Annotated in this window: 9 protein-coding genes, 1 tRNA gene and 1 pseudogene; 2 read left to right on the top strand and 9 right to left on the bottom strand. The window is 71.5% G+C overall.

The window, feature by feature from the left end; translation table 11 throughout:
- Positions 1 to 730, top strand: a 730-nt coding sequence (locus tag ACH4J0_RS36840; protein WP_396245540.1) for an IS3 family transposase, incomplete at its 5' end; no start/stop codon positions are given.
- A gap of 107 nt (positions 731 to 837) precedes the next feature.
- Here the strand turns inward: ACH4J0_RS36840 and ACH4J0_RS36835 are convergent.
- The 6 genes and pseudogenes from ACH4J0_RS36835 to ACH4J0_RS36810 all read right to left on the bottom strand — a co-directional run bounded on the left by ACH4J0_RS36835 (position 838) and on the right by ACH4J0_RS36810 (position 6,657).
- Positions 838 to 910, bottom strand: a tRNA-Gln gene (locus ACH4J0_RS36835).
- An 87-nt stretch (positions 911 to 997) separates the two neighbouring features.
- A complete protein-coding gene (locus tag ACH4J0_RS36830) occupies positions 998 to 2,371 on the bottom strand; it encodes a hypothetical protein (protein WP_396245539.1) in 1,374 nt (457 codons plus the stop codon).
- Between the two features lie 150 nt (positions 2,372 to 2,521).
- A complete protein-coding gene (locus ACH4J0_RS36825; RefSeq protein ID WP_396245538.1) occupies positions 2,522 to 2,863 on the bottom strand; it encodes an acyl-CoA dehydrogenase family protein in 342 nt (113 codons plus the stop codon).
- A gap of 85 nt (positions 2,864 to 2,948) precedes the next feature.
- Positions 2,949 to 4,057 (bottom strand): annotated as a pseudogene (locus ACH4J0_RS36820) (CaiB/BaiF CoA transferase family protein).
- A gap of 309 nt (positions 4,058 to 4,366) precedes the next feature.
- Positions 4,367 to 5,677, bottom strand: coding sequence for a CoA transferase (locus ACH4J0_RS36815; RefSeq protein ID WP_396245537.1), 1,311 nt, complete (start codon positions 5,675 to 5,677; stop codon positions 4,367 to 4,369).
- A 242-nt stretch (positions 5,678 to 5,919) separates the two neighbouring features.
- Positions 5,920 to 6,657, bottom strand: coding sequence for a helix-turn-helix domain-containing protein (locus ACH4J0_RS36810; protein ID WP_396245536.1), 738 nt, complete (start codon positions 6,655 to 6,657; stop codon positions 5,920 to 5,922).
- A gap of 345 nt (positions 6,658 to 7,002) precedes the next feature.
- Between ACH4J0_RS36810 and ACH4J0_RS36805 the strand changes: the two genes are divergently transcribed.
- Positions 7,003 to 7,188 (top strand): hypothetical protein, encoded by a 186-nt coding sequence (locus tag ACH4J0_RS36805; RefSeq protein ID WP_396245535.1) that lies wholly within the window; start codon positions 7,003 to 7,005, stop codon positions 7,186 to 7,188.
- A gap of 63 nt (positions 7,189 to 7,251) precedes the next feature.
- On the opposite strand, the gene ACH4J0_RS36800 is transcribed toward ACH4J0_RS36805, so the two are convergent.
- The 3 genes from ACH4J0_RS36800 to ACH4J0_RS36790 form a co-directional block, all read right to left on the bottom strand.
- Complete coding sequence (locus ACH4J0_RS36800; RefSeq protein WP_396245534.1) at positions 7,252 to 8,004, bottom strand: DUF4232 domain-containing protein; 753 nt, start codon at positions 8,002 to 8,004, stop codon at positions 7,252 to 7,254.
- Positions 8,005 to 8,131: 127 nt separating this feature from the next.
- Complete coding sequence (locus ACH4J0_RS36795) at positions 8,132 to 10,852, bottom strand: BTAD domain-containing putative transcriptional regulator (protein ID WP_396245533.1); 2,721 nt, start codon at positions 10,850 to 10,852, stop codon at positions 8,132 to 8,134.
- Positions 10,853 to 10,972: 120 nt separating this feature from the next.
- Positions 10,973 to 11,347: a hypothetical protein gene (locus tag ACH4J0_RS36790; RefSeq protein WP_396245532.1), complete on the bottom strand. Its 375-nt coding sequence runs from the start codon at positions 11,345 to 11,347 to the stop codon at positions 10,973 to 10,975.
- Positions 11,348 to 11,610: the final 263 nt, after the last annotated feature.

The following is an 11,610-nucleotide window of genomic DNA, read 5'->3' as shown; positions in this document are numbered from 1 at the left end:
CGGCTACCGCAAAGTCTGGGCCGAACTCCAGCGACGCGGCCACACCGTCGCCCAGTGCACGGTCTCCCGCCTCATGAAAGCCGAAGGGCTGTCAGGAGCGGTGCGAGGCAAGAAGATCGTCACCACAGTGTCGGACAAGAGTGTCGACCGGGCGCCCGACCTGCTGAAGCGCGACTTCGTCGCGAGCGCTCCCAACCGGGTGTGGGTCGCGGACTTCACGCACGTGGCGGCCTGGGCGGGCACCGTCTATGTCGCCTTCGTCGTCGACACCTTCTCCCGGCGGATCGTCGGCTGGTCGGTGGCCACCAACAAGCAGACCCCGCTGATCCTGTCCGCGCTCGAGATGGGCCTTTGGCAGCGGGACCGCACCGGATTCCCGGTCCAGCCAAGGGAGTTGATTCACCACTCCGATGCCGGCTCGCAGTACACGTCGTTCCGCCTGGCCACCCACCTGGCGAAAGAGAAGATCGCCGCGAGCATCGGCTCGGTCGGCGATGCCTTGGACAACGCCCTGATGGAATCGACCATCGGTCTCTACAAAACCGAGCTCATCAAGCGCCAAGGGCCCTGGCGGACCCTGACCGACGTCGAGATCGCCACCGCCGAGTACGTCGACTGGTTCAACTCGACCAGGCTCCACAGTGAGCTCGGCCACACTCCACCCGTCGAGTACGAAGCCGCGTACTACAGCCAACAACAACCAAACCTGCAGGTCACAGCCACAACCTAGAGTCTCTACAGAACCCGCAGCGATTCAGGAGTGTTCATCAGGCCGGCAGTTCCTTGTGCTCGATCAGCTCGCCACATTCGTAGCGGCTCCGGCGAGGATCGAGAGGGCGACGAGGGCAGGATTCGAACCTGCGTCCACCCGGGATCAGAGCCGGGCGCTCCTCCGCAGAGCTTCCTCGTCGCCGAGTGATCATTGCGGGAGCCAACGCGTGGGTCAACTGGTTTGTCGCGGAACGCGAAACAGCGGGCACGGGCGGCCGGGCCGGCGCTACAGCCACTCCTGCGCGGCGGCGCGCTTGCCTTTGCCCGAGAAGATCCCAGCCGACCGGAGGGCGCTCGCCATGAGGGGATCGGCGACGGCAACCCCATGCACAAGCTCGGGCGTCCGACGGAAGGCGACGGCCTTGGCTGCTGGCCTGGGGGCGGTCCAGGCACCGGCCACCGGGTCCACGCCGTGTCGCGCGCAGGCCGCCTCGACCAGCGAGCGCGGGCACTCCTTCTCGCCCCGCAGTACTTCCCAGGGCAGCGGCAGCTCTGCCCAAACGTAAGTGTCCGGATGCAGCCCGCCACCGCTCATGCGGTGCCAGTACGCCACATCGGCCGCCATCAGGCGGGGCACCTTGCCGGGGCAGATCCGGTCCAGGACCTCCACCCGACCCAGCTCGGTCAGCAGCGCCAACCAGTGCGCCCGCGCTGTGTTCCACGCCTGCGCGGCCTGGTTCCACGTCGACGAGTCGTTGCCCCGGCGCACGATCATGGTGTCGCGCTCCAGAGGGCAGCGCCCCCAGGCGTCCTCCAGCAGCTCGGCCACCTCCCGTAGAAAGCGGGTCCAGTGTGCCAACAGCTGAGTGAGGTCCTCGTCGGACAATCTCTCGAGTACTTCGGCCGTCGGATGCACATGCGCGATCGCGTACCAACGGGTCTGCTCGGGGTGTGCCTGAAGTCGCCGGAACAGGGCGTCAGCGACTTCGTCGTACACCTGCCTCTGCTTGCCGTTAGTGAAGATGCTCCTCATGTAGCTTCGTGCGGTGACGTACGCGACGAAGGCCGCGGTGTCCGGGTCGGCGGCGAACAGTTCGTACGGCAGCGTGTGGGCGAGTGCGCCCTTACCGGTGATGGTGACCTCGCGACGGCGCTGCTCGTGGATGAGCCGGCTCATTTTGGCCTCCATCCGGCACAACAGCCGGAAGCGCTTGTTGTACTGGCGCTTGGATATCTCGCCCAGTCCGGCCTCCGCGCGCTCGGCTCGGTCGAGACGGTCCCTGCCGAAGTCGTTGTGCCCATAGGCGCGACGGATCTCCTCCCCCGCGCGGCGGATTACCGCCTCGATCTGCTCGGGATCATCCCCAGCGCCGTCCGGGAGGTCCGGCACGCTCGTGAACAGGCGTGCCGCGCGGGCGAGCTGGCGCTGTGCGCCGACAGGTCGGGCGAAGCCCTCCAGCATGGAGGTGTAGCCGTGCCACAGCCTGCGCAGTGAGTGCTCAGTGGCTTTGGTGAGAGCTGCCTCGGTGGCCGGGTCGAGGTGAGTTCCCTGGGCCGCGTACAGGTCTTGGATGAGCTGGGCCACGTCCTCCGGACGCTTGCGCAGCTTCAGAGAGGCGTGCAGCTCACTGAGCAGCTGTTCGACGGCAGGCGACGGCATGCGCCTCACCCTGTCATCACCAACATCGAACCTCCACCCATTATCCGGCCCGAGGCCTGAGGCGGAGGACCGCTGCCCGCGGTGCCGCAGGGTACGGGCCGGGGAGCAATGTCCGCTCCCAAGCGCCGCTGGTGGCGCCGCCCTGAACCCTCAGCGGCATTGCTCCTCGGTGCCGTGCTGGAGGATGGACGGGCCGGCTTGCCGATCGGAGACCCAGTGGGCGCTGACCGGGGCGCCGGCGGCGAGCAGTTCCTCGATCACGACGTAGCGCTCCAGGAAGCCGCGTCCGGCGCCGCCGTACTCGACGGGCAGGGCCATGCCGACCCAGCCGCGCTCCGCTAGGCGGCGGCTGAAGTCGGGGTCCCAGCCGGCCAGCCAGGAGTCGGGGCGGCCGAGTACGGTACCGCGGGCGCGCTCCTCGTCGAGAAAAGCGCGGACCTCGGTACGGAGTCGGCAGGCCGATTCGGGCAGGATGCCGTCGGGGAATGCCATCGGTGAAGGCGTTGAAGGCGACATGGTTCATTCGCTCCTGGGCTGGTGAATGAGCGGTTGGTTTCTTTTCGGTACGGGAATTCGGTCAGCCTGTGGGGTGCAGCAGGGAAGGGTCGAAGCCGGCTTCGCGGAGGACCTCCTCGGTGTGCTGGCCGATGGCCGGGCGGGGCCGTAGTTCCGGCTCCGGGTCGGCCGAGTAGTGGACCGGGAGGCCGATGACCCGGTAGCGGCCCTCGGTGGGGTGGTCGGCCTCGCGCAGCAGGCCGCCCTCGCGGGCGTAGGCGGTGGTGGCAACGGAGGCCAGGTCGAGCACGGGGGCGCTGCGATGCCCGCCCGGTCGCAGAACTCCTGCCACTCGGCGCTAATATGCTGTGGCGTCAGCTCCGCGAGCAGCGGATAGAACGCGTCGGCGTTGCGGGCCCGGTCGGGGCCGGTGGCGAAGCGCGGGTCGGCGGTCAGCTCGGGACGGGCGACGAAGGCGGTGAAGTCCCGCCAGTTGCGGTCGCTCTGCGACAGGATGCACATCCAGCCGTCGGCGGTGCGCAGGGCGCGGCGGTGCGGGCTGAGCGAGCGCGGCGAGCCGAACGCCTTTTCCAGGGCGGCCGCGCCCAGGTGCTCGACCAGGTTGAAGGCGAGCATGGTGTCGGCCATCGGGACCTCGATGTGTTGTCCGGTGCCGCCGTGCTCCCGGTAGTGCAGCGCGGCCAGTACCGACTGGGCGATCTGCATGCCGCAGATCTTGTCGGCCAGCACGGTGGGAACGTAGTGGGGTTGGCCGGAGACCTGGTGGTTGAGCCAGACCAGGCCGCTGGCCGCCTGGATGATGTCGTCGTACGCGGCGTGGGTGCCGTAGCGGCTGTCGCTGCGGAAGCCCTGGGCGTTGGCATAGACCAGGCCGGGGTTGACGGCCGCGATGTCGTGGTAGCCGAGGCGGAGCTTCTCCAGGGCCTGCGGGCGCAGGTTGGTGATGAGGACGTCGGCGGTGCGCAGCAGGGCGAGCAGGGCGTCGCGGCCGGACGGGGCCTTGAGGTCGATGGCGGCGCTGCGCTTGTTGCGGTTCAGGTTGAGTGCCGCGCCGCCCATGCCGGGGTGGCGCTGTGGCGGGTAGTGGCGCGTCATGTCACCGGTGGGCGACTCGACTTTGATCACGTCGGCGCCCAAGTCGCCGAGTTGCTGCGCGGCGTACGGAGCCATGATCACGCTGGCCAGTTCGATGACGCGGACTCCGGCGAGGAGTCCTCGGCCGGACGGGCCGCTCGGCTTCTCGGACGTCTTCCTGTGCCTCCTGGGGTATCGGGTGCGGTGGATGAACGGTGGTGCGGTACGGGCGGCGGCGGACACGTGGTGCCGAAGGGGCAGATGCGGTGGAACTCGCCGCATTGGTCGGCACGGGGCAGCGGTTTCGGTTGCCAGGGCTGGTCGCTGCCGTTGTCGTCGCCAGAGACGACGATGTGCGTGCCGTTGCTCCTGAGCGTCGAATCCCGCCGGCGTCACTTCGGATCGTCACCGTCGGCGGCTCGCCGGCAGTCTGGAAAGGTGCCGTAGAAGTGGCCTAGCTCCACTGGAGCGCAGCAGACCCGAGCGGGGACCGCCAGCCGGGCTGGGGGACCGTGCGCCCGCTGTACGCGAACGGTGTCGCCGGTTCGGTGAGCGGGCCGAAGTCGGTCCCCGTGGTCGACAGCGCGGCGCGCGCCCGGGCCGGGGCAGGCCGAGTACGTCCTCCCGCGCAAGCAGACCGAGTTCCTGCACCCAGTGACACACCCCGGCCAAGGTCACGCGGATCCGCCACGAGCCGCCCTCCGCCGCACGTCGGCGCAGGACCGTTGCGACGGCGGCAGCCCCGAGGTAGGCGGCGAGGTAGTCATTGAGCAGGTACGTCGGCGGCAGCGACGGCCGCTCGGTCCACTCCTCGACGGCGAATCCGGTTGCCGAGCAGGCAAGTTGGTCGAACCCGCCGCGTTCGCCCCAGGGGCCGTCGGCGCCCCAGGCGTGGTATTCGAGGGTGATGAGTCCGGGGCGGCGCCGGACGAGTTCCTCGGTCGACGCCCCGTGCCGGGCAAGTCCCCGGTAGGCGTGGACGAAGACGTCCGCGTCCTGGAGCGCGTCGTGGAAGGCCGCACGGTCGTGATCGTCGCGCAGGTCGCAGTAGGCGTTGCGCTTGCCGCCGCCGGTCATCGCGATCATCGGGATCGGGTCGGGGCGGTCGGGACGCGACACGTGCAGCACGTCGGCGCCGAACTGGGCGAGGAGCCGCGCCGCGACGGGACCTGCGATGACATGGGTGAGATCGAGCACCCGTACGCCCGCAAGCGCCTCGGCCGCACCGATCGGCTCCAGAGGCCGGACCGGTCCGTCACCGACGCGTTCGATCTCGACGACCGGGCGCTGCGCGACATGGCGCCCCGCGGGGTGCGCGAGCCACTCGTCCCGGCTGCGCACCACGCAGGCGACGCCGCCCCGCGCGCAGATGGCCTCCTCCAGCGTGAAGGCATCCCAGTCGGCCGCGGCCAGCGCGATCCCCACCTTGTCGAGCCCGCACCTCAGCACGGAGTGGACCGCGTCCCGCAGATGCGGATAGGTGGTGATGATGAACATCCACCGGCCGTCGCGCGCCCGGTAGAAGTCGTTGTTGCCGAGCAGGGTCGGATCGTCGAGCAGATCACCGAGCGGGCGCCCCGACAGCGTCGTGTGATGCGTCGCCATGAGCTGGTCGATCGCGGCTCCGGCCTGCACCCGAACCCTCTGGTGCGGGTGACCGCGCTGTTCACCGACCGCCGCCGTCTGCCGCCCGAAGACCCCGATCGCGGCAGCCATGGCACCGGCGAGACGGTGCACCGAGGGCACCAGGGGATCGGCCCCGACGACGGTGATGTCCTCGGCCCCCCGAGCCGGATCGGGGGGCCGAGGGTGTGCAGCAGCCGGGAGACCATCTCGCCGGTGGACGACGGAGGCGTCGGCTCGGCCGTGGTCAGCGTGTTCGAAGTCATGCCGGGATGCTCGTTCCCGACACGGCACGAGCGCCCGCATTCACGGATATCCGTGAACCGATGCGGACGTCACGTCCGCCCCTCCTGGATGTGCGCGAGGAGCCGGGCCGCCGCCCGGTCCAGACTCAGCCGCTCCGAGCGGCCACGACGCCGGTGCGTCAGAACCAGGGCACCCGTGACGACGGGGCCATCAGTGACGGGGATCGCGAGCGCGCTGACCTCGGGATCGGCCAGACCCTCGCTGCGACTGATCCGCGACGCGCGGATCCCCGGAAGAGCGCGGCGGAACTCGGCGACCGCCTCGAAGTCGTGGCGGGCGAGCTCGTCGAGCAGCCCACGGCGCTCCGCCTCGTCGGTGAAGGCCAGCAGCAGACGGCCCGCGGCGGTGCGCAGGAGCGGCCGGGCCATGTGCTCGTCGGCGAGCGGCACGAGGCGGGGAATCTCGTCCTCGCCGCCGCGCGCGAGGTGCACGGCGTCGAGCCCGGCCCGCACCGTGAGCAGCACCGGGGTACCCGCGACGCGGCTCAGTTCGTTGAGCTCGGCCTGGCTGATCCGCGGGACGACCCGGCCGGCGATGAGGTTGAGGACGTGCGGGGCGGGCCCGAGCCGGAAGCGCCGGCGCTGTTCCAGCAGAAAACCCGTCGCGACAAGTCCGTTGACCAGATCCTGCACCGAACTCGCCGGCGCCCCGACCGTCCGCGCCAACTCGGCCACGTTCACCCCGCCCGGCGCCCGCGCGGCAACCTCCAGGATCCACACGACCCGGTCCACCGTACGGTGACGCCGCCGTCGGCCGTGCTCGCTCATCCCGCCCGCCTTGTCCTCGTTGTACGTCGCCGGCCGATCTCGCCGACACGGCCCGCCGATCTTCCCCCACCACCCGACGAGCAAGCCGACCCCGGCCCCCTGCAGATGTCACCGGCCCGGCGAAGAGACAAGATCGTGAGGCACGTTGCTGTGGCCCCTGGGTGAGACGCACCGAGTACACGCAGGCCGTCATCACGGAACGGGATTCCAATCGAGGGCCTACAGCCGGCGTGCAGGCTCGCATTGCGGATGTCCCTTTCTCATTGACTGTGGCCATTTCTGACCCAAGGGACAGGGCAGTGGGCCGTCAAGCGGTGGCCTGCTTGTCCGTGCGGCAACGCGGCTATGGAGTCGTTCCTCAGTCTGCTGCAGAAGAACGTCCTCGACCGCCTGGTGTGGGCCACCCGCGAGGAACTGCGGATCGCGATCGTGACCTGGGGGCATGATTCCGCCACGCATAAGATCGCGTTTTCACTCCGCTGCCGGCCCTGGGGCAGCTCAACCGTTCACACCGCCGACGGCAGTACCTGAACCTGCTCCTGATCCACGCCGTCATGTCCAGGATTGTGCGAACGCACGGGGCCGCGCCAAGCTCTACCGTGCCGCGAAGGCTCCGACCTTGAAGTCGGTGCCGCAGACGCTGAAGACGCCGCCCGGCGATCCGTTCGCCTTCATCACGTTCACCGTGGTGCCCACATCCTTGGGCAGCGCGACCTTGACGTGGGACGCCTGCACCGGGCAGGTGTAACGGGCCGACTTGGTGCCCTCGCTGTTCACGTCGTTGTACAGCACGTCCGCCACCACCGCGGCGCCCGCCGGGACGTCGACCGCGTCCGAGCCGTCCTTGGAGTTGTCCCCCGAGACCGGGCTCGCCTTGCCCTGGTCGTCGTCGGCGACCACGGTCGTCGGGCCGACGATGGTGCAGGGGGCACCCGAGCTGTTGGTGATCTTGAGGGTGGCGGCGGCGGCCTGCGCGTCACTGGCGTGGCCCGAGGACTGGAGGAACGTCACCGAGGTGTTCTTGGTCGTGCAGGCCGCGATGACGCCGCCCCCGCCAGTGCCGGAGGACGAGCTGCCACCACCGCTCGTGCTCGTCCTGCCCCCGGACGGCGCCGAGGCCGAGCCCGCGGCCGGCGCCGAGGCCGAGCCCGCGGCCGGCGCCGAGGCCGAGTGCGCGGCCGGCGCCGAGGCCGGGGCCGAGGTGGCACCCGACGGGGCGGCTGATGATGCGCTGGTGCCGACGGCGCTGTCCTGCGTGCCGCTGCCGTCGTTGCAAGCGGTCAGGGACAGGGCGAGCGTCGCGACGGCGCCGACGGCGAGCAGGGCGGGACGGGTGGTGGTGCGCATGGCTGGTTCCCCCGGTTCTCGTTCGTGGGTCGCGATCCTGCACGAGGTCGTTTCCCCTTACACGAACCAGGGTGTTGCGGCGCGCTGGCAGATCACTAACGAGCGCGGCGGCGGCGCTAACGCCCGGCTAACGCTCCCGGATCCTGGAGTGTGCCGCCGCGCGCCGGCGCCGCAGTTCGGGCAGTTCGTCCTGGTCGGCGATGTGCAGCAGGGCGTCGAGCGCGGTGACGGCGCCCACGTCGTAGCCGGTCTGCTCGGCCTCAAGCGCGGCCTGTGCGAGGCAGCGCCGCCCGGCCATGGTGTCACCGAGCCCGGCCAGCGCCTCACCCTGCCAGGTACGCAGGAGCACGCGCCGGGCGACCGCCTCGTGCTCGGGGCCGAGGCCGAGCGCCACCTCGGCCGCCTCGTAAGCCTGTCGGTGGCGGCCCGCGCCGAGGTGGATGCGGGCCAGGTGCTGGAGCGCGAGCATCCGGGTGTGCGCGTCGTCGGCCTCGGTGGCGAGGGCGAGGGCTCGAGTGCAGGCCGTTTCGGCGGCGCCGGCTTCGTCGTCGGGGAGAGCCGCGGCGAGGTTGACCAGGGCGGTGGCCTCACCGAGTACGTCGCCTGCGCGGGCCGCAAGTTCGGGCGCGACGCACAGGTGCCGGACGGCCTCGGCGGTGCGGCCCTCCTCGGCGAGCACCCAGCCGAGCAGGGTCAGGACGCGGGCCTCTCCATAGGGGTCGGCGCAGGCGCGGGCGTCGGCGAGGGCGGCCTCCAGGGTGGGCGCCCAGTCGGCGAGGACCCGCCAGACCACGAGCGGCCACTGGGTCACGGCGATCCGCCAGGCCCGCTCGGGCCGGTCCTCGGCGCGGGCCGCAGCGGCGATCAGAGCGATGTCGTCGCGCTCGGCGGCGAACCAGCCGAGCGCCTCCTCGCGGCTGGTGAAGTCCCGTACTGCGGGCGGCTGTTGAAAGTCATCGGGCTGTCTGAAGGCGGGCTCCCCACCAGGTTCCGCGGCCTCGGACGCGGACAGCGCGGTCGCCACGCAGTGGTCGTACAGGCGCAGCCGGGCCGCGGTGCGGGCGGCCGGGTCATGGCTCTGGCCACGCGCGTAGAGCCGGACCAGATCGTGCAGAACGTAGCAGCCGGGGGCGGTCTCGGTGAGCAGGTGCGCGGCGACCAGGCGGTCGAGGGCGCGGGCCGCATCCGGCGGGGTCGTGCCGGCGAGCGCGGCGGCGCTGAACCGGTCGACGTGTGTGCCCGGGTGATGGCCGAGCGCGGTGAACAGCTGCGCTGCGTCGGCGGGGAGGTGGGCGGTGGTGAGCCGCAGCGCGGAGGCGACGCCGATGTCCTCGACGGCGAGCAGCGCGAGCCGCTGGCGCTCGTCGGCGAGCCGGTCGGCGAGGGAGGCGAGGCCGAGGGCGGGGAGTTCCACGAGCCGAGCGGCGGCGACCCGCAGCGCGAGCGGCAGCCCACCACACAACTCGGCCGTACGGCGGGCCGCTTGGGGCTCGGCGGCGGTGCGGCGCTCGCCGAGGACACGGGTGAGCAGGGCCACGCTGTCGTCGGTGGCGAGGACGTCGAGGGCGAGGATGCGGGCGGCGTCGGAGGCGACGAGACCGGCGAGGCGGGCACGGCTGGTGACGACGGTGACGCAGCCGGGTCCCGTGGGCAGCAGCGGGCGTACCTGGGCGGAGGTACGGGCGTTGTCGAGGACGACGAGCAGGCGCAGTTCGGCGGTGAGCGAGCGGAACAGGGCACCGGCGGCGTCCGCCGACTCGGGCATCCGGCGCGGTGGAACGCCGAGAGCGACGAGGAACTCCCGCAGCAGCTCGCCCGGTTCGGGGTCCGTGGTGTCGCTGAACCCGCGCAGATCGGCGTAGAGCGTCCCATCGGGGAAGTCGGCGCGCCGGCCGGCCGCCCAGTGCACGGCCAGTGCGGTCTTGCCGACCCCGGCGGGCCCGGTGACCACGACGACCGGCCCGTCAGGTCCGGCCACGGCCGCGGTCAGCGCGGCGCTCTCGGCGGTGCGGCCGTGGAATCCGCGCGGGGTACGGGGCAGCAGGTTGGGCCGGAACTGCACTGGTTCCAGGGCTGGTTGGGGCGTATCGACCTGGACCGCGGGGGCACTGTCGGGGCCGAGGGCTAGGGTGAAGGCGGCGGTCAGCTCGGCGCCCGGACCGACGCCGAGCTCGTCGGCGAGGACCTGGCGGGCGCGGTGGTAGGCGTCCAGGGCCTCCGAGGAACGCCCCGCGTGGTGCAGCGCCTCGACCAGCCGGGCGGCCAGCGGCTCGCGAAGCGGATGGGCCCCGGTCTCCGGCCGCAACAGCTGGACGGCGCGCTCGTGTTCACCGCCCACGACGTACGTGTCGGCGAGCAGCTCGACCGCGGCGAGCCGCGCCTCGTCCAAGGTGTGCGCGGCGGAGCGAAGCAGCGGCGACGGGTAGGCGCCGGCCAGCGCGGGGCCCTGCCACAGGGCGAGCGCCTCGGTGAGCAGCGCGGCCCTGTCACCGGGGTCGGTGGCGCGGCGGGCGAGCGCCACAAGACCCTCGAAGCGGTGGGCGTCGAGCAACGTCTCCGGAAGTTCCAGGTGGTACGCGGCGCCGCGCGTGCTCAGCTCGACGCCATACGCCGATGCGTCGACGCCCACCAACAGTGCCCGCAGGCGCGAGACATGGCCCTGGATCACGGTGCGGGCGTGCAGGGGGGGTTCGTCGTCCCATAGCGCCTCGGTGAGTGTGTCGACGGAGACCGCGACATTGGCCCGCAGCAACAGCATCGCGAGCAGGCTGCGCCGCTTGGCGGGCCCGAGCGGCAACGGCCCGTCGTTCCCGCTGACCGACACGGGGCCGAGGACCTGGAACTCCATGGACGGAACCCTATCTTCCGGGGGCTACTGGGGATCGGGGCGTCGAACCGTACGGATACCGCGCTGCTCCGTCACCGACCAGGTCGGACCGGTCGGCGGCGGAGGCGATGGGACGAGGGATCAGGGCTCGGCGGTGAGGGCGGGCCAGAGGGCGGTGGCTTTGACGGACCGGGCCAGGTGGCGCGCCCAGTAGGTTTCGTCGCCGTCTTCGTCGCGCCAGGACCACAGCCGAGTGGCGGCGAGGTGGAGGACGCGGCGCAGGGTGCCGGTGACCAGCAGGGTGTCGTCGTCGCCCAGGCAACCGGCCGAGCCGACGGAGGAGGCAGCCGGACGGGCGTAGCGGATCGTCAGGTCAGGGGCGATGGCGTAGCTGAGCGGGCCGCCGGGGACGGGGAGGCCGACGCGGTGCAGCAACGGGCGGGCGACCAGGGCGGTCTCGGCGAGAGGAATGGGGACGGCCCGTTGCGAGCAGGGTCGGATCGTCGAGCAGATCACCGAGCGGGCGCCCCGACAGCGTCGTGTGATGCGTCGCCATGAGCTGGTCGATCGCGGCTCCGGCCTGCACCCGAACCCTCTGGTGCGGGTGACCGCGCTGTTCACCGACCGCCGCCGTCTGCCGCCCGAAGACCCCGATCGCGGCAGCCATGGCACCGGCGAGACGGTGCACCGAGGGCACCAGGGGATCGGCCCCGACGACGGTGATGTCCTCGGCCCCCCGAGCCGGATCGGGGGGCCGAGGGTGTGCAGCAGCCGGGAGA

Source organism: Kitasatospora sp. NPDC017646, assembly GCF_044329365.1.
GTDB lineage: Bacteria > Actinomycetota > Actinomycetes > Streptomycetales > Streptomycetaceae > Kitasatospora.
This window is presented reverse-complemented; position numbering and strand designations above follow the sequence as displayed.

What these genes read in the sequence shown, in the direction of transcription:
- ACH4J0_RS36830 (WP_396245539.1), bottom strand. Translation starts at nt 2,371, where the DNA reads ATGCCGTCGCCTGCCGTCGAACAGCTGCTCAGTGAGCTGCACGCCTCT.
- ACH4J0_RS36825 (WP_396245538.1), bottom strand. Translation starts at nt 2,863, where the DNA reads ATGGCATTCCCCGACGGCATCCTGCCCGAATCGGCCTGCCGACTCCGT.
- ACH4J0_RS36815 (WP_396245537.1), bottom strand. Translation starts at nt 5,677, where the DNA reads ATGGCTGCCGCGATCGGGGTCTTCGGGCGGCAGACGGCGGCGGTCGGT.
- ACH4J0_RS36810 (WP_396245536.1), bottom strand. Translation starts at nt 6,657, where the DNA reads ATGAGCGAGCACGGCCGACGGCGGCGTCACCGTACGGTGGACCGGGTC.
- ACH4J0_RS36805 (WP_396245535.1), top strand. Translation starts at nt 7,003, where the DNA reads ATGGAGTCGTTCCTCAGTCTGCTGCAGAAGAACGTCCTCGACCGCCTG.
- ACH4J0_RS36800 (WP_396245534.1), bottom strand. Translation starts at nt 8,004, where the DNA reads ATGCGCACCACCACCCGTCCCGCCCTGCTCGCCGTCGGCGCCGTCGCG.
- ACH4J0_RS36795 (WP_396245533.1), bottom strand. Translation starts at nt 10,852, where the DNA reads ATGGAGTTCCAGGTCCTCGGCCCCGTGTCGGTCAGCGGGAACGACGGG.